The 16,897-nt window shown below is 66.9% G+C and carries 20 protein-coding genes; 9 read left to right on the plus strand and 11 right to left on the minus strand.

Annotation, left to right across the window (positions count from 1 at the left end):
• The first annotated feature begins 12 nt into the window (after window positions 1–12).
• Window positions 13–420, plus strand: a complete 408-nt coding sequence (locus HNP02_RS04560; protein ID WP_184435566.1) for a hypothetical protein — start codon at window positions 13–15, stop codon at window positions 418–420.
• A gap of 4 nt (window positions 421–424) precedes the next feature.
• Here the strand turns inward: HNP02_RS04560 and HNP02_RS04565 are convergent, their stop codons facing one another.
• Entirely contained in the window at window positions 425–964 is a 540-nt protein-coding gene (locus tag HNP02_RS04565) for a winged helix-turn-helix domain-containing protein (RefSeq protein WP_184435568.1), read from the minus strand.
• Window positions 965–1,030: 66 nt separating this feature from the next.
• Window positions 1,031–1,789, minus strand: a complete 759-nt coding sequence (locus HNP02_RS04570; RefSeq protein ID WP_184435570.1) for a MetQ/NlpA family ABC transporter substrate-binding protein — start codon at window positions 1,787–1,789, stop codon at window positions 1,031–1,033.
• A gap of 215 nt (window positions 1,790–2,004) precedes the next feature.
• Between HNP02_RS04570 and HNP02_RS04575 the strand changes: the two genes are divergently transcribed.
• The 5 genes from HNP02_RS04575 (at window position 2,005) to HNP02_RS04595 (ending at window position 6,991) form a co-directional block, all read left to right on the plus strand.
• Entirely contained in the window at window positions 2,005–3,444 is a 1,440-nt protein-coding gene (locus tag HNP02_RS04575; protein ID WP_184435572.1) for an APC family permease, read from the plus strand.
• Window positions 3,441–4,784, plus strand: coding sequence for a glutamine synthetase family protein (locus HNP02_RS04580; protein ID WP_184435574.1), 1,344 nt, complete (start codon window positions 3,441–3,443; stop codon window positions 4,782–4,784). The genes HNP02_RS04575 and HNP02_RS04580 overlap by 4 nt, the downstream gene beginning before the upstream one ends.
• Window positions 4,781–6,016: an acyl-CoA dehydrogenase family protein gene (locus tag HNP02_RS04585; RefSeq protein WP_184435576.1), complete on the plus strand. Its 1,236-nt coding sequence runs from the start codon at window positions 4,781–4,783 to the stop codon at window positions 6,014–6,016. Before HNP02_RS04580 ends, HNP02_RS04585 begins: the two co-directional genes overlap by 4 nt.
• Before the next feature lie 78 nt (window positions 6,017–6,094).
• Window positions 6,095–6,478: a cupredoxin domain-containing protein gene (locus HNP02_RS04590; RefSeq protein ID WP_184435578.1), complete on the plus strand. Its 384-nt coding sequence runs from the start codon at window positions 6,095–6,097 to the stop codon at window positions 6,476–6,478.
• A 96-nt stretch (window positions 6,479–6,574) separates the two neighbouring features.
• On the plus strand, window positions 6,575–6,991 hold the full coding sequence (locus tag HNP02_RS04595) for a hypothetical protein (RefSeq protein ID WP_184435579.1): 417 nt from the start codon (window positions 6,575–6,577) through the stop codon (window positions 6,989–6,991).
• A gap of 139 nt (window positions 6,992–7,130) precedes the next feature.
• Here the strand turns inward: HNP02_RS04595 and HNP02_RS04600 are convergent, their stop codons facing one another.
• Window positions 7,131–7,445, minus strand: a complete 315-nt coding sequence (locus HNP02_RS04600) for a hypothetical protein (protein WP_184435580.1) — start codon at window positions 7,443–7,445, stop codon at window positions 7,131–7,133.
• 11 nt (window positions 7,446–7,456) lie between these two features.
• Window positions 7,457–8,287 carry an NADPH-dependent F420 reductase gene (locus HNP02_RS04605; RefSeq protein ID WP_184435581.1) on the minus strand — a complete coding sequence of 277 codons (831 nt, stop codon included), beginning with the start codon at window positions 8,285–8,287 and terminating at the stop codon, window positions 7,457–7,459.
• A gap of 126 nt (window positions 8,288–8,413) precedes the next feature.
• Here HNP02_RS04605 and HNP02_RS04610 point away from each other — a divergent pair, with 126 nt between their 5' ends.
• Complete coding sequence (locus tag HNP02_RS04610; RefSeq protein WP_184435582.1) at window positions 8,414–9,037, plus strand: TetR/AcrR family transcriptional regulator; 624 nt, start codon at window positions 8,414–8,416, stop codon at window positions 9,035–9,037.
• A 4-nt stretch (window positions 9,038–9,041) separates the two neighbouring features.
• Here the strand turns inward: HNP02_RS04610 and HNP02_RS04615 are convergent, their stop codons facing one another.
• The 4 genes from HNP02_RS04615 to HNP02_RS04630 form a co-directional block, all read right to left on the minus strand.
• On the minus strand, window positions 9,042–10,331 hold the full coding sequence (locus HNP02_RS04615; RefSeq protein WP_184435583.1) for a cytochrome P450: 1,290 nt from the start codon (window positions 10,329–10,331) through the stop codon (window positions 9,042–9,044).
• 85 nt (window positions 10,332–10,416) lie between these two features.
• Window positions 10,417–10,848, minus strand: coding sequence for a hypothetical protein (locus HNP02_RS04620; protein ID WP_184435584.1), 432 nt, complete (start codon window positions 10,846–10,848; stop codon window positions 10,417–10,419).
• A 62-nt stretch (window positions 10,849–10,910) separates the two neighbouring features.
• Window positions 10,911–11,414, minus strand: a complete 504-nt coding sequence (locus HNP02_RS04625; protein WP_184435585.1) for a nuclear transport factor 2 family protein — start codon at window positions 11,412–11,414, stop codon at window positions 10,911–10,913.
• A gap of 74 nt (window positions 11,415–11,488) precedes the next feature.
• Window positions 11,489–12,928: a glycosyltransferase family 39 protein gene (locus HNP02_RS04630; RefSeq protein ID WP_184435586.1), complete on the minus strand. Its 1,440-nt coding sequence runs from the start codon at window positions 12,926–12,928 to the stop codon at window positions 11,489–11,491.
• A 170-nt stretch (window positions 12,929–13,098) separates the two neighbouring features.
• Between HNP02_RS04630 and HNP02_RS04635 the strand changes: the two genes are divergently transcribed.
• A complete protein-coding gene (locus HNP02_RS04635; RefSeq protein WP_184435588.1) occupies window positions 13,099–13,620 on the plus strand; it encodes a hypothetical protein in 522 nt (173 codons plus the stop codon).
• Window positions 13,621–13,635: 15 nt separating this feature from the next.
• On the opposite strand, the gene HNP02_RS04640 is transcribed toward HNP02_RS04635, so the two are convergent.
• From HNP02_RS04640 to HNP02_RS04650, 3 genes are read right to left on the minus strand one after another with little or no spacing between them, the layout of a single operon-like run.
• Entirely contained in the window at window positions 13,636–14,088 is a 453-nt protein-coding gene (locus tag HNP02_RS04640) for an SRPBCC family protein (RefSeq protein WP_184435591.1), read from the minus strand.
• A 2-nt stretch (window positions 14,089–14,090) separates the two neighbouring features.
• Window positions 14,091–14,510: a hypothetical protein gene (locus HNP02_RS04645; RefSeq protein ID WP_184435593.1), complete on the minus strand. Its 420-nt coding sequence runs from the start codon at window positions 14,508–14,510 to the stop codon at window positions 14,091–14,093.
• 40 nt (window positions 14,511–14,550) lie between these two features.
• Window positions 14,551–15,762 carry a serine hydrolase gene (locus HNP02_RS04650; RefSeq protein WP_184435595.1) on the minus strand — a complete coding sequence of 404 codons (1,212 nt, stop codon included), beginning with the start codon at window positions 15,760–15,762 and terminating at the stop codon, window positions 14,551–14,553.
• A gap of 174 nt (window positions 15,763–15,936) precedes the next feature.
• Here HNP02_RS04650 and HNP02_RS04655 point away from each other — a divergent pair, with 174 nt between their 5' ends.
• Complete coding sequence (locus tag HNP02_RS04655; protein WP_184436504.1) at window positions 15,937–16,815, plus strand: TIGR03854 family LLM class F420-dependent oxidoreductase; 879 nt, start codon at window positions 15,937–15,939, stop codon at window positions 16,813–16,815.
• The last annotated feature ends 82 nt before the right edge of the window (window positions 16,816–16,897 follow it).

A 16,897-nucleotide genomic window follows, 5' to 3' on the forward strand; every position in this document is an offset into this window, starting at 1 on the left:
TACCATCCGGGGATGGTTCGACGCGTCCTGATTGCCTGCGCCGTCTCGGTACTGGGCGTGGCGTGGATACCCGCCGTCGTGCCGGCTCACGCCGAGACGGGTGCTCCGCCATGTTCGTTCACGCTGTCGCCGCCACGCGTCGTGCAGGTATCGGGCCGCGACATGGTGACTGCCACGGTCGCTCCGGCCGGATGCGCGGTCGCCGCCGAGCCCACGTTGTCGGTGGCGTGCGTGCAGATGGCCGGCAGCCAGTCCGCCGAGCAGTGCGACTTCAGGGAGGGCGTGCAAACCGCCCAGGTGTACTACGCGCCGTACCGGGCCGGTGCCACTTACACCGCGACGGGCCGAGGATGTGCGTCGACCGGCAACCCGCCGAAGTCCATCTGCCAGACGTCCGGCCCGCTCACCGCCACGCTGTAGATCGTCACGCCGGACGCGTCACAGGCCCGACGACGCGAACGTCGGGGCGCGGCTCGAAGCGGTACCCGTGACCCCGCACACTCGTCAGAACCCCTTGGTAGCGACCGAGTTTGACGCGAAGCCGGCGAACGTGAGTGTCCACCGTCCGCACCGAGACGCCTGTGGCGGCACGGGGCGCGTCGTGCCACACCTCGCGCACCAGCTCGTCGCGCGACACGACTGAGCCGGGGCGCCTGGCCAGATAGCGCAGCAGCTCGAACTCCCGGTAGGCCAGCCGCACCGGCACCCCGTCGATGAGCACGTGCCGCCTGACGTGGTCGATCAGAAGGCCTTCGCGTGATGGCACCGCCGGCGCCCGCCTGCCTTCGACGACCGCCGAGTGCGGCCGCACACCAGGAATCGACATCGCGATGACGCGGGCGTACTCGTCGGCCAGCTCGGCGGTACGGACGGCCAGGTCGGCGGCGTTGGCGGGCAGGTCGATGACGAGCACCACCCGCAACAGCTCCTCGGCGGGCGCAGGCCGCGGCGCCGCTTGGTACATCCGTCGAATGTCATATACCAGCCCTGGCGGCGTCGAGGTTTTCGGTCGCCCTGAGGAATACCGATGTCAGAAGGCGGGCACGACCTGCCCGTCGTAGGTCGTGGTGATGAAGTGACGCGTTGCGTCGCATTGCAATGCGTCGGCAAGCGCGAGGACGTCCGGGTCGTCGCAGTTGTCGGGACGGGCGACGAGGTACTCCGCATACGCCGGATTGCCCTGGTCTCGACACAGCGCGCTGCCGACGTCGACGCCCCACTCCATGGCCTGATTACCGAACAGGAAGACCGCGTCGAAGTCCTCGCGGACGTCGCCGAGCAGCCAACTGGTCAGCTCCTTGAACACCAGATGGCGCGGGTTGGCGTGGATCGCGGCGACCGTGGCCAGTTCGCGTTGGCCTGGTGCGCAGTCGATCAGGCCGAGGTCGTGAAGCATCACCAGTGACCTGTCGACGTTGACCGGATCGGATGGCAGGACCACCTCGGCGTAGTCGGGCAGCGCGTCGAGATCGGCGAACCACGCCGAGTACAGCCCGAACGGTTCGATGTGTACCGGCACCACGGGTGTCAATCGGTTACCGGTGCGACGGTTGAAGTCGTCCAGGAACGGCAGGTACTGAAAGAAGTTGGCGTGCAAGTGTTTCGCGACCAACAGATCATTGGGCTCATCGAAGGTCTCGAAGATCTCGATCTGGAGGTCGATACCGTGTTCGGCAAGCGTCGACCGGGTGTGGTCGAGGATCTCCGCGTGCGGAACGGGCGTCGCCCCGACCCGCAACGGCCGCAGCCCCAGTGTATCCACCGCCCGGATCGCACTCACCATCCCCATCGGCCCGAGGCTACTGACGTCGTGGCCGATTGCAACCCTCGCCTAGCAGGGGACCGGGTGAAACCCGCGCCGAGGCGAGCGAAGCGACGGGAAATGGGATTGTGTCCAATTGTGACGCCGTATAACTCACCGTGACTCCAGACGTGGTGCCGTGGCGTCGATCGCTCCTATGGTGCGGGCAGTCGACAGTCGGCACCCACGAAGGGCGGTCAACCATGTCCGAAACAGTTTCTGCACCAGAGTCTTTGGGCGGTGAAAACACCGAACCCGAGCGCCACCTGCGTGGCAACCTCGGCGTCGCCTCCATCGTCTTCATGGTGGTGGCCGCAGCGGCCCCGCTCGGTGTGATCGGTGGCGTGGTGCCGCTGGGTATCGCGTCGGGCAACGGTGCAGGCTTCCCTGCCACCTTCATCGCGTCCACCGTCGTGCTGCTGTTCTTCGCCGTCGGCTTCACCGCGATGACCCCGTACGTCGAGGAGGCGGGCGCCTTCTTCTCGTATGTCCGCAAGTCCCTTGGCACGCCTGCGGGCATCGGCATCGCGTTCGTCGCGCTGGTGAGTTACGTGGCGTTGGAGGCAGGCGTCTACGGCCTGCTCGGTCCTGCGGGCGCCGCGGTCGTCGAACTGTTCGAAGGACCGGCCCTGCCGTGGTGGCTCTTTGCGGCGCTGGCATTCGCGGTGACCACCTACCTCGGCTACCGGAACATCACGGTGTCGAGCCGAGTCCTTGGCGTGCTGCTGACCGCGGAGATCGCCATCGTGCTGGTGCTCGACCTGGTCATCGTGGTCCGCGGCGGCGATCACGGTCTGTCCACCGGCATCGTGAACCCGACCGCGATCTTCTCAGGATCTCTCGGCATCGGACTGTTGTTCGCCATCATCAGCTACGTCGGGTTCGAGGCGACCGCGATCTTCCGCGACGAGGCCCGCACGCCGGAGCGCACCATTCCGCGCGCCACCTATCTCGCGCTGATCCTGATCGGCGTCTTCTACGCGATCACCAGTTGGGCGCTGATCTCCGGATGGGGTGACGAGGCGGCGGTGCAGCACGCGACCGATTCCGGCGCGACGTTCCTTGGCGACTCGGCGCAGCGCTACATCGGGCTCGTCGGCGCCGACGTCATCACCGTGCTGTACTTCACCAGCCTGTTCGCCTGCATCCTGGCATTCCACAACGTCGCATCGCGCTACGTGTTCGCGCTGTCGCAGCGTGACGTGCTGCCCGCATCGCTGAGCCAGCCGCATGCCTTGCACGGCTCACCGCACCGGGCGTCGTTGTGGATCTCGGGCATCGTCGCGGCGGGCATTCTGCTGGCCGTCCTGTTCAACCTCGACCCTGCGGCGCAGTTCTATACCTGGTTCGCAGGCGCCACCACGGTCGGGGTGGTCGTGCTGATGATCGCCACCAGCGTTGCGGTGCTGGTGTTCTTCGCCCGTGATGAGCGCGGCCACTCGGTGTGGCGGGTCCGCGTCGCTCCGGTGCTCGGCCTCGTCGGATTACTCGGTGCGCTGGTGCTGATCCTGACCAACCTCAAGGATCTGGTCGGTGGATCCAGCGTGCTCGCGTGGGTCATCGTCGGGGTGCTGGTCGGTGCTCTGGCCGTCGGGGTCCTGATCGGCTCCCGCGTGCGTGCCACCGTCGACGAACGATCATGACGCAGACCGTCAGCGCGCCAACCGTCGGCTCTGAGCCGGAACTCGAGTTGCTTCGCCGCCTCGAGGACGGCTCGCTGCACGAGATCGAGGTGGCGTGGAGCGACCCGTTCGGTCACGCCCAAGGCAAGCGAATTCCCGCCACTGCCTTCCTCGATCGGGCGCGAGGTAGCGGGTTCGCGTTCTGTGAGGCCTCGCTTGGCTGGAACAGCGATGCGACGGTGATCGACGCGCTGCGGCTGACCAACTGGGACGGTGGCTATCCCGACGTGTTCGCCGTGCCGGATCTGTCGACGTTCCGGGCCCTGCCGTGGCGTCCCGGCGTTGGCCATGTCGTCTCCGACATCGTCCGACACGACCGCGGCCCGTCGCTACTGGACCCACGGGCGGTGCTGCGACGGGTGCTCGATCGCCTTGCGGCACTGGGCTTCACCGCGAAGGTCGGCGTCGAACTCGAATTCTATTTGCTCGAACCCGACGGGTCCCCGTTCCAGAACGACATCCACGCGTACTCGCTGGAGAACGCCAACGCGCTGGATCCGCTGCTCGCCGACCTGTACGAGACCCTGAGTCCGTTCGTCAGGTTGGAGGGCATCCAGACCGAGTATGGGCCAGGCCAGGTCGAGACGAATCTGATCTACACCGATGCGCTCGAGGCGGCCGACGACAGCGCCAGGCTCAAGTACGCGGCCAAGGAGGTCGCCCGCAGGCACGGCAAGCTCGCCAGCTTCATGCCGAAGCCGTTCTCCGATCAATCGGGAAGTTCGGCGCACGTGCACATCTCGCTGTGGCGCGACGGAGTGCCCGCCTTCGCGCCGGAGGACGGCGCCGAGAACCAGGTCGCGCTCCATGCGATCGCCGGCCTGCTCGAGTACTTGCCGTCGATCACCCTGTTCGGCGCTCACTCCGTGAATGCCTATCGGCGGTTCGTCAGGGACTCCTTCGCACCGGCCACCGTGACGTGGAGTCGCGACAACCGCAGCGCGGCGATCCGGTCCTTGGTCGAGACGACGCCAGAGGCCAACCGCATCGAACTGCGCACCGGCGGTTCGGATGCCAACCCGTACTGGCTGGTCGCGTCGGCGCTGGCGGCGGTGATCGCAGGCGTGGAGGGCGGGCTTCGGCCACCCGAGCACGGTGATGGCGACTTGTACGGCACGGGCAATCCGCTGCCCGAATCGCTTGGCGTGGCCCTGGAGTTGGCGACCCGCGACGACACCATCACCGAAATCCTCGGTGCCGACTCCGTTCTGGACTTCGCGGCGATCGCCAGAAGCGAATGGATCGAGTACGGCCAACACGTCAGTGACTGGGAGCGGCAGCGCTACCTGGCGCAGTCGTGAGTGCGTCAACGGCGCCCGTCGCGCCGCGCGCGGGCTATCCCGATGCTCCGCTCGGCGGGTCGACGTCAGAGCGGTTGTCCCGGCTTCCCGACATCGTCGCGGACCTGCGCAGCGCCGACGCCGCCGCCGAACGGGCGCGCGAGCTCCCACACGACGCGGTGCGACGACTTCGGCACGCCGGACTGCTCGGCCTTCGGGTGCCCACCCGCTACGGCGGTCCCGGCGGCAGCGCCCGCGACGTACTTGGCCTTGTCGTCCAGATCGCGAGGGGCAGCTCCAACGTCGCACAGGCCCTGCGCGCGCACTTCGGCTTCTCCGAGCGGCTGCTGAGCAATCGCGCTGCCGAACACGAACGGCGGCAATGGTTTCCGCACGTCGCGTCGGGGGTGGTGTTCGGCAACGCGATCACCGACGCCAACGGAAATGCTCCGTCGAGCGCCGACACCACGGTGCTCACCGACGCAGAAGGCGTGCTGCGACTCAACGGATACAAGTTCTACTCCACAGGCACGCTGTTCGCCGACGTCATCGCCGTTTCGGCGGTCGACGCGCAGGGACGCGACCTGCAGGCGATCGTGCCGACGGACCGTGACGGCGTCGAACTGTTCGACGACTGGGACGGTTTCGGGCAGCGCATGACCGCGAGTGGCGGCACGCGGTTCACCAACGTCGCGGTGCATCCGCAAGAGGCGATCACCGTCTCCGACGGCGCGCACCTCGGACACGGCACCGGGTTCCTGCAGCTCTACCTTGCCGCCGTCGCGGCGGGAATCGGGCTCGCCGTCGCCGACGACGCGGTGGCCCATGTTCGCGATCGGGCCCGGCCCGCGGCACATTCGCTGGCCACCACGGCGGCGGGAGATCCGTTCGTGCTGGAGGCCGTCGGTGAGATCGCCGCGGACGCGTCGTCGGCCGAGGCCCTCGTGCTGGCGGCGGCCGACGGTGTCGACGATCTGGTCGACACGGGCAGGCAGGACGACGCGGAAGCACTCGCCTATCTGGCCGTGCGGATCGCCAAGGCTCAGTTGGTCGCCGAACGACTGACGCTGTCGGCCGCGCAGCGGTTGTTCGACACCGGGGGAGCGTCGGCGACCGCGCGGGCGCTGAACCTCGACCGGCACTGGCGCAACGCCCGAACGGTGGCCAGCCACAGCCCGCTGGCGTACAAGGCCCATGCGACCGGCAACTACGTCGTCAACGGGACGTGGCCGCCCGCCAACGGCTACTTCTGAGACCCATCATGGGATTCGTTGAACCGAATCGCATCGGCCAACGTGTCCATCGCAGTCCACCAATGAACGGGGAACGCGATGACGAAACTCCATGGAACCGTGGCCGCGCTGGGCGTGATCGCCCTCGTAGTCGCAGGATGCGGCAGTTCGGGCACCACCGGCTACGGAGCGACCAGCACCGCACCGGCGACCAGTAGCGCGGCCAATGCGGCCAGCGGACCGACCATCACCATCTCCGGGATGGCCTTCGGTGAGCCGGTCACCGTGTCACCCGGAGCGCAGGTCGCCATCACCAACGGTGATGGGGTCGAGCATTCGGTCACGTCGAAGACCGCCGGGCAGTTCGACACCGAGGTCGACGCCAATGGGCAGAAGACCTTCACGGCGCCGACGCAACCAGGCGAGTACCCGTTCTACTGCAAGTACCACTCGAACATGAAGGGCACGCTGACCGTCAAGTAGGTCGCTCCGGTTTGGGCATCGGCGAATACGGGCATCCGCCGAATAAGCGTGCACGTCAATACCGCTGACGTGCCACCCGATCCGAAGGAGCCCGTCGTGACCACCACCACCTGGGTCATCATCGCCATCGTCGCAGTTCTGATCCTCGTCGTGCTCGCCTTCGTCGCGCGATCTGCCAGCCATCGCCACCACCGGGTGCAGGCCAATCGCATCCGAGAAGACGTACAGGAACAGAGCGAACGGCTGGACAAGCGCGAGGCCATCGCCACCGAGACAGAGGCAAAGGCGCGCGCCGCTCAGGCGGAAGCCGAGGTCAAGGCCGCCGAGGCCGCCCGCCTGCAGGACCGTGCCACGGGGCACCGCGAGCACCTCGACTCCTCGCGTGAGGAGCTGGATGCCCAGCGCGAACGGGCCGACTCGCTGGACCCACGCACCAAGTCTGCCGAGAAGCATGCTCACGAAGCGACGGATGACGACGCCGTGCGTGCCGAGCGCGCGCACAAGGTCAACTAGGCGCGCTCCGGTCTGCCATCGCGATCGGCTCGTCGTCACCCGCCACCGCCCAGTCCAGTGCCGTCTGCACCGACATCGATTCCGCCACAATGCAGTTCGATCAATGGTGCACCGAGAACATCAGGCCGTGGTTCGACGATCACGTCCGAAACGATGCCGATCGGCTGCGCCGGTGGTCCGGCGGCGACGTCGACACCACGCGCTGCCTGCCGTCCGACCTCATCGTCGCAGCGGCCATGGGATTGGCCGACGCAGTGCTGCGCACCGCGGTCGAACCGTACTCCCGCATGGATGCGCTACCGGCGAGCCTGGACGCCGTCGAGCCAAGGGCCAAGGGCCAAGGGCTAAGGGCCAAGGGCCAAGGGCCAAGGAGGTCTTCGCCGCCGGTTGGCGCCCCGATGTCCCCGACGGCCCGACCCGCGCCGAACTCGCCGATCTCTGCGATGCGCGGCAAGTGGGAGCCGTCTAAGACGCGACCCGCGACGGTGCTGGGGCGAGCGAAGCGACGGGGGAATCAGATGGCCTGGCGTCGAGTCCCGTGAGCGAGGCTGCCATCTCGGGGAGCTGACCGCCTGCCGGGCCGCGGACGGTGCCATCGGTCAGGTCCTTGACGCGGCCCACGGATACCGGGACTCCTGGCGTTTCGAAGAACCAGCGAAACGCCTCGTACGGACGGACATCCTTGGGCGCCAACCCGGGGAAGTAAGGCAGGCAGTAGACCGGGGTGCCGGGTTCACTGCGCCAGCTGTCGGCGAGGGTGCCGATGTCAGTCGCGTCATAGCCGAGGATGTCCAGAAGATCGGACACCTCGGCCTTGGCTGCGGCGTCGTCTCCGGCAATCGGCAGGGCGCTGCGGTTGGGTGCACCGTAGGGCAGTGCAAGGGTGAACAGTCGACGGAAGTCGATGTTGTTGAACGCCTTCACAACTCGAGACTCGGAAAGGTGCCGCTGGATCAGGGCGCTGCTGGTCAGCTCGCCGGCGTCCAGCTCGGCGATGCGGCCATCGCGCTGCGGGTAGTAGTTCATCGTGTCGATCACGGTCTTGCCCGCCAACTCGACTGGGGAGAGCTGGCGGTAGGCGTTGAGCGGGATCGTCGCCACGACCAGATCACCTGCTTCTGCGGCTTCGGCCGGTGTGCCCGCACGGGCCTGCAAACCGAGCTCGGCGACGAGGGCTCCTAGCGTCTCGGGCCCGCGGGAGTTGCTCACGACGACGTCAAGGCCGGCATCCACGGCGAGGCGGGCCAGCGAACTGCCGATCATTCCGCTGCCGATGAGTCCGAGGGTTTCCGTCATGTGCAACGTCTCCTAAATCGCTGAGCAAGGCGGGTACTGGCGTAACCGATACGCGACTATCGGTTGTGATTCAAAGCCAACCCTACGGTGTAGCGATAGTCAACTATCGGTTGCTAATCTGTGGTCATGCTCACCGATGGCACGCGCCGGCTTCGCGCCGACGCCGCGCGAAACTCCGAGAGGATCGTGCGGGCGGCGCGGGAGGTCTACGCCGAGATCGGTCCCGACGCCACGCTCGACGACATCGCGCGCCGGGCCGACGTGGGCATCGCGACGCTGTACCGCCGTTTTCCCAACAAGGAGGAACTCCTCAGGGCGGCACTCGATCAGAGCATCGCCGAGCAACTCTCACCCGCCATCGAGCAGGCGCTCGGCGGCGACGACCCCAAACGCGGTCTGGCCACGCTGATGGAGGCGACCGTGTCGATGGTGGCCCGCGAGCGCAACACCTTCGCCGCCGCGCACAACTCCGGCGCCCTCACCACGGAGTTCAACGCTCCATTCCTCGACTCGGTGACCCTGCTCATCCACCGCGGGCAACAGGCCGGCGTCATCCGTGCCGATCTCGTTCCGGACGACATCCACGTGATCATGGGAATGCTCGCCTCGCTCCTGGCGTGCATGGACTCCGGCGACGGCTGGCGCCGCTACGTCGTGCTGATGCTTGACGCCCTGTCTCCGACCGGGGCCAGCCCCCTCCCAGCAGCAGACCCCATCCGACACGGGGACACCGGCCGCTGCTCCTTCTAAGGCGCTATTCCTTCTCGAACGAAGGCGTCCACGCGACCGGCAGCCGCTTGATGCCGTGGATGAACGCCGACTGCAGGCAGTCGGGTTCCTCGGTCGCGCCGATGTCGGGTATCCGCCGGTGCAACTCCTCGAAGATCACCGTGATCTCGCGGCGGGCCAGGTTCGCCCCGAGGCAGAAGTGCGCACCGCCGCCGCCAAAGCCGAGGTGGGGGTTGGGCTGGCGGCGCACGTCGAAGGTCCACGGGTCGGCGAACTTCGTCTCGTCGCGGTTCGCCGAGCCGTACCACAGCGTGACCTTGTCGCCGGCGCGCATGGTCACCCCGCTCAGCTCGGTGTCACGGGTGACGGTGCGGCGCATGTAGGCCACCGGTGATGCCCAGCGGACGATCTCCTCGACGGCCGTCGGTGCCACCTCGTCGTTGTTGTTCCACCAGTCGTCGCGCTGTTCGGGGTAGCGGCTCAGCGCCAGCACGCCGTGGCTGATCGCGTTGCGGGTGGTCTCGTTGCCCGCCACCACCAGAAGGATGAAGAACGACGCGACCTCGCCCGACGTGAGTCGCTCGCCGTCGAGTTCGGCCTGCACCAGGCTCGTGGTGAGGTCATCGCCGGGGTTGGCCCTTCGGTCGTCGGCCAATGCCTTGGCGTAGGCGCCGATGTCCATGGCAACCCCGACGAATTCGTCGAAGTCGGTGCTGATGTCGGGGTCACCGAAACCGAGGATCACGTTGGTCCAATGGAAGACCTGCTGGTGGTCGTCCTCGGGGATGCCCATCATGTCGCAGATGATCTGCAGCGGAAGGGGACCTGCCAGTTCGGTGACCAATTCGGCTCTGCCATCGGGATGGTCGTCCACCATCGCGGTGACCAGGCGCCTGGCGCGGTCCCGCACCGAGTCCTCGATGCGCGCAAGTACCCGCGGAGTGAAGGCGCTGCGCACGATGTTGCGAAGCCGGGTGTGGCGTGGATCGTCCATCGCGATCATCGAACCGAAGTACTCCGCCAATTCGGGCGTCTGATCACCGATGGTGATGCCAAGGCTGGAACTGAAGATCTCGGGGTGCCTGCTGGCGTGGAAGACGTCCTCGTGGCGGGTGAGCGCCCAATGGCCCTCGCCCGGTTCAGCCTCGAGGACGAACGACGGCTGCCACGAGATCGGCTCCTCGCGGCGCAGGGTGGCGAAGGCTCCTTCGCGCAGATCGTCGTCCTGCGCCCAGAACTCCCATTCGCCGAGGTTGATCTCGGACAGCGGAACGTCGGGGGGCACGGCGCCGTTGACCCGTGTCAAAATACCCACGCCGCATCACCTCATCGTCGAGAAACGTGATGTGGCCGAGCCTAATCACTCCCCGGTCGCTGCGCTCCTGCCCGCCGCAATGGCCTCAGGGCCGACTCTCGTGCCCGATGCGGCCGTGACTTCGGCGCTCCTCCTTCATTTCCGCTTCGAACACGTGCCGCTCGCCCCCCTGGAGCTCGTCGCGGACCCGGCACTCGTGGTCGCGGAACTCGGTCCAGTAGCCGTCGTCGAACTCCTCCACGACCTGGAACGTCCAGCGGCCGTGCAGAACGTTGCGACCGACGAGTTCGGTCTCCAGCCGGTCGGCCGTGGCGCCATGCCCGGCGGCCCGCAACTTGTCGCACGCTTCGCCGAGCACGAAATCGGCGTGCCCGATCAGTTGGTGGAACGAGTACAGGTGCCCACGGGCGCGTTCGACGTACTCGAGGGCCTCCGACATCTGCCCGACCGCCTGGACCGTGGCGTCGTCGACACCCGCTGGCCGCCGAGTCAGCGTGTCATCGGTGTCACGCTTCACCGACGAGTAATACCCCGTCGGTGAGCACCCCAACCGCGGCGAACGTTGCGGTTCGTCTTCCGTTAAGCCAGTTCCCAATTCATGTTCTTGGCGAACACCCTGGCGTCATCGGAGATGGTGCCGAGCTCGTGGCACCTCTGGATGTACTCCTGAACCATCGGCATGAAGTTCATCGGGTTGTAGGCGTCCTCTTCATTGCTCCACTGCCCGCCGCCGCCGTACCGCAGGATGGTGATGCACGGCGCCTCGTGAATGCTGCCGTCGCCGGGATCCTTCATGCGGTTCATGATCTCGCTGAACACCCAGCCCTTCTCGACGTCGATCGAATGCCACGTCACCGGGTAGAACGGCATCTCGCTGCCGGGGAAGGTGTTCATCGTCGACGAGATCCACTCGCTGATCTTCTTGCGGCCCGCCATCTTGCCGTAGAGGTGTTCGGTGTACGTCGCGTCCTCGGTGAACAGCTCGCCGTACCTGGCCCAGTCCCAGGACTGTCCGATCTCGACCACGAGGTCCTGATGACGCTGAAACGTCTCCTGGATCTCCTCGCGTGACCACTGCGCCATTGAGTGTCTCCTCGGCTCGGATGCGGTAAAACTAGAACCTGTTCTACCAAACCCCGCGGGGCGCCGTGGTGGATTCAGGACACCGTCAACGTGCGGACCTGCGGCCAGATCGATTCCCACGACTGCCGTTGTCCAATCAGCAAATACGCGTGCATGTCATCGCCGATGTCGGCGACCTGGCGGGCATCGGAGAAGTACCCGTGCAGTGCACCAGGGTCAGTTCCGACGTAGAGCACGACGTCGTGGTCGGCCGGCGGCGGCGGGAAGTACCCGTAGCTGCGGTTCGGGCTGTACGCCTGCGGCAAGGCGTAGCGCTGCGAGTAACCGTCGATGAACGCGGCCGTGATGTAGGACTCGCCGATGATGACGGTTCGGTCCCGCTGCGCGGCGGGCAGGCCGTGGTAGACGTCTGCGGTGCGACGCGCGATGTTCTCCGCGACGTCGGAGCGGGCGATCGACACCGACGTGACCAGAAGGCCGACCGCGACGGCCGTTGCGGTCAGCCACCCCGACCAGACCAGCCAGCGGCGCGGCGCACGGCCCGCCTCGCGGCGGCGCTGCAGGCCGAGCGCGCCCGCAGCCACCAGCGGTGCGTACAACCCGGCGAGGTAGTACGGGCGGCCCGCGGTGGCGACGAACACCACGTACAGCACCACGAACGTCATCCCGAGATACCGGTAGGGCCGCATCTCGTCGGCCCGCAGCAATCGGAAGAGTCCGTACGACCCGAGCACCAGACCGGCGAGGCCGGCGAACACCAACAGCTGCACGGAAATGCCAGGGCGGCCGCCGTACAGGGCCTCGGCCTCACCGGCGACTACGGGTGTCATGCGCAGTTGCGGCCACCCGTGCAGGTGCTGCCAGATCAGGGTCGGCGCGGCGATGAGTGCCGCGAATACCGCCCCCGCCCAGAACAGCGGCCGGCGAAGCAGCTCGCGCGGCCCACGGATCGAAACCGCGACGAGCAACACCAGGCACAGCAGCATCACCTGAAACTTCGTCATCGCGGCGATCCCGATCACCACGCCGAGCATGAGGAGCAAACGATCGTCACGCACCCGCTGCCATCGAATCAGCAACCACACCAGCAACATCCATTGCAGTGGTTCCAGCGTGTATGGCGTCAACCAGTGCCCCACCAAGTTCACCCACAGGCCGGTGGCCTGGGCCGCGGCGGTGAAAACCTGTGCGCGGCCGTCACATCCGAGTTCGCGTGCGATCAGTCCCGCCACGACCACCGCACCTGCCGTCGCAAGGACCGCCGGCAACCTCAACACGATGACCGAGCCAGGAGCGATCACGTCCGCGAGCGCGGCGACTGCGGGAGCCAGAGGCGGTTGATCGGCCGAACCCCAGTCCAGGTGATACCGGCCGATGGCCAGCATGTAGACCTCGTCGAACCAGTAGCTAGGCCCGAATGTCATTGCGATGCAATGCAAGAGGGCGACCACACCCGCGATGCCGAGGACGCCACGAGTGGCGAAGGGTGACACCGATCGGCCGTCGTCAACCATTGAGTCGACGCTAGCGTGTCGATTTCGAACTGCCGGTAACACGCGCCCTGTCGACACCGATACGGGATGTAGGGGTCACATTAGGGGTGCCGGAACGAAGGTGACCGTTTGGACGTCCAAGCAGGTGGGGTATCCACCAACGTCAATCGTCACCGGGTAGGAGTGACACGATGAAGCCAATCAAGGTCAGCAAGATCATGGCGACCGCCATGATCGTTGGCGGGCTCGGCTTCGGCTCGGCGGGTATGGCTGCAGCAGTGGCGACCGCGACACCGGCCGCGCCGATTCCGTTGAAACCGGGACACGGCGACGGTGACTTCTGTCCGCCGTTGTGCGATAACGGCGGGGGGCCGAACCACGGCCCCGGCGATTTCCGCGGACCCGATTTCCGCGGACCGGACTTCCGCGGCGGCGATTTCCGCGGACCCGATTTCCATGGCCCCGATTTCCGCGGCGATGACAGGGGTCCGTGGTGGCTCAACAACCGGCACGAATGGTGGAACGACAACGACGGCCCGCCGCCGTGGGGCTGGGGTCCTCCGCCACCGCTGCAATGGAACGGTGGTCCGCTTCCGCACGACATCAACTACTGGGGCTACAACGTGAACCCCGTGTGGAATGACGGTCCGCGGCAGTGGGGGATCTGGCTGTTCGGCCTTTGGATCCCGATCTTCGGCGTCGGCTTCAACTGACCGTTCCTGGTTGGCTCAGGTCTCCACGACGACCTTGATCCGCTCCAGCGTCTTGCGCATGTCGCGGATGTTGCGTCGTACCCGGAGCTGACCACCGAACAGCCCGAACACGGTGGTGAACAACCCCTCGGTCATCCGGAACGACTCGGTGACGTCGGTGCCGCCGTCCACCGGAGCGAACCGGTAGTGCCAGTTGTTCACCGGCCGCTCACCGAGCAGCACCTCGAAGCCGAACTCGCTGCCGGGCTCGCACGCCGTCACCCGGCAGATCGTCCAGTACACCGGGCCGATCTCGTTGCGCTTGACGTGGCCGCGGAACTTCGCGCCGAGAGCGGGTCCCGTTGCGCCATCGAGCCATTCGGCCTCCATGACCTCGGGGGAGAACTTGCCGGTGTTGCGGACGTCGGCGACCAGATCCCAGATCTGCTGCGCCGGTGCCGCCATCGTGACCGTCACGGATGCTTCCATGTCTAGAGCTGCTTCTGCAGTCGCGCACAGGTGGTGCGGTAGCCCGCGCCATGCTCGGCGTAGCAGTAGTCGAGGGTGACCGGGTCGACGAGCGTGAACGTGTACGTCCCCTCGTCGTCGGCGCCGGAGATGACCGTGCCGTCCGGGGTGAACGCCCCAACCAGCGGGTCCGAGACGTCGCCCGCCGGCGTCGTCCGGCTGAGGGCGCCCTTGAACGTCCAGCCCGTCTGCTCGGTGACGGTCAGCGTCGCCTCACCGTTGCGGTAGCCCTCGGTGCTCGCGATGCGCTCGCGGTGCCCGGTCCACGTGCCAACCAGGTCGGGGTTGTCGGCATTGGCCATGGGCAGCGGCGCCAGCGCGCAGAACGATGCTGCAGCGGCGGCAATGACTCCCGCCCTGACGAGGTTCGTTCGATGGGTCACTCGGCCTTCTTTCATCGTCGCGGGTGGACCTTCGGGGTGTTCAGCGCGGCTTGGTGGTCGTCGGTGGCGCCTGGACCTCGGGACTGAGCGTGTACACGTGGTCGGGGCTGACGATCTTGGTGATCGCATTCGCGAGTGCCGTGCTGGGTTCGCCGCCGCCCGCTGGGATGTCGGTGTTGCTCGCGATCACCAGCGTCATCCGCTCCTCCGCGAGGCGCACCACCACCGTCTGGTAGCCGGGCAGGCTGCCGTTGTGCCCAACCCAGCCGGCCAGGTCGAAGATGCCCAACCCGTAACCGACCTGGGGCGGCAGCGGCGGCGCGTTGACCGTCTCCAGCCGTAGCCGCTGCGTCTCCGGCGTCAGCAGCGTCCCCGAAGCGAGGGCGTCCGCCCAGATGCGCATGTCGTCCAACGTCGAGATCATCGCCCCGGCGGCCCACCCCCAACTCGGATTCCAGTCGGTGGCGGTGACCTCCTTGTCATCGGTGCCGAGGGCGTATCCCTGCGCGTGCGGTTCCGGAAACGCGTTGTCGGTCGGAAAGCTGGTGTGGCTCAACCTCAACGGCGTCAGAATGTGGTCGCGGACATAGTCGGGCAGCGTCTGCCCGCTGACCTTCTCCACCGTCAAGCCCAGCAGAATCGTGTTGGTGTTGCAGTACTCGAAGCTCTGGCCGGGCTCGAAGTCGTTGGGCTCGGCGAAGGCGTAGTCGAGCAATTCCCGCGGCGTGAACGCGCGTTTCGGATCACCGAACAGCGCCTTCGCGAAACCCTCGGTGGCACTGTAGTTGTGCAGACCGCTCTGCATCCTGGCCAGCTCGCGCAGGGTGATCCGGTCACCCTTCGGCACGCCGTCGACGTACTTGGCGATCGGGTCGTCGAGCTTCACCTTCCCCGCGTCGACGAGCTGCAGCACCCCGGTGATCGTGAAGGTCTTTGTGACACTGCCGATCCGGTGATAGAAGTCGGGCTTCATCGGCGCGCCGGTGGCCTTGTCGGCGACCCCGAATGCGCGGACGTACTGGCCGTCGGGTCCCCACAGTCCGACGATCACGCCCGGCACGTTGACGGTCTTCATCACGCTGTTGATCGCGGCGTCGAGTTGCCCGGCGAGTGCCGGGTCGATGGCCTTCTCGGCGGCGGTCGTCGTGGTTGCGGTGGTGCTGGACGAGGACGACGTCGGCTCGCTAGTGCAACCCGCGATGAGTAGCGCCGACACGGCCACGACCGCACACCATTGGAGATTCGCCGTCATCTGATCCCGTCGTGGGTGCGGTGATGTGGACTCGTCGGTCACATTAACGGTGCGGCAGTGCCACCAGAGGGGATATGGCGTTAACTGGCAGGGGTGACCGACTGCAGCGAGCGCGAACGCGCGGAAGTCAGTGGCCTGCAAAGAGCGAACCCGGATGCCAGCCGAACCCCGCCGATGAAGATCCGTTTCGGCGTCGGTCTTGGTGGAGACACCGGACCCGCCGAGCTCGCCGACGTCGTCGACCGCCTCGAGGCGCTCGGCATCGATTCGCTGTGGTTCTCCGAGCTGGTGTACTCGGAGGCGGTCGATCCATTCATCGGAATGGCGTACGCCCTTTCCCGCACGCGCGAGCTCAAGGTCGGCACGTCGGTGGTGGTGTTGCCGGGACGCCACCCGGTGCTGGTGGCCAAGCAATTGGCCTCGCTGGCCGCCCTGGCACCGCGGCGCGTGCTTCCCGTGTTCGGCCTGCGCTCCGCCATACCGGCCGAGCGGGAGCTGTTCGCCGTACCCGACGGCCAGCGCGCCGCGGTGTTCGACGAGTCGTTGCGGCTGCTGCGTTCCAGCCTCGAATCGGATGCCTCGTTCTCGGGGGACTTCTTCAACGTGACGTCGGTGGCCGTCGCGCCGCGGCCTGCCAAGCCGCTGGACATCTGGCTGGGTGGGTCAGCGCCCGCGGCATTCCGGCGCATCGGTCGGCTTGCCGACGGGTGGCTGGGCAGCTTCCTCACTCCTGCCGAGGCGCGACGCGGCCGCGTACAGATCGAGGAGGCCGCCGCCGAGGCCGGTCGCGTGGTCGAACCCGATCACTTCGGGATCAACCTCGCCGTGAGCGAGGGTGGCCTGCCCGCCGAGTTGATCAGCGCCGTACGCAGGCGCAGGCCGGACGTCGATCCGGAGGAACTGGTCGCCGACGGTTGGTCGCAGTTGCACCGCAGAATCGACGACTATCTGGCCGCCGGTTTGACCAAGTTCGTCATCCGCCCGGTGGGTCAGGACGGCATCGACGGTTTCATCGATCGGTTCGCCGCGGAACTCCTGCCGCGGGAGAACTGACCGCCCGTTGAACCCGACGGCACGTTCATTCGTGTCATGGATGGTTACCCGGTGCGAAGGAGATGACGCCGTGTCCGCTGCG

The sequence above is a fragment of the Mycobacterium sp. AZCC_0083 genome, from assembly GCF_014202335.1.
GTDB lineage: Bacteria > Actinomycetota > Actinomycetes > Mycobacteriales > Mycobacteriaceae > Mycobacterium.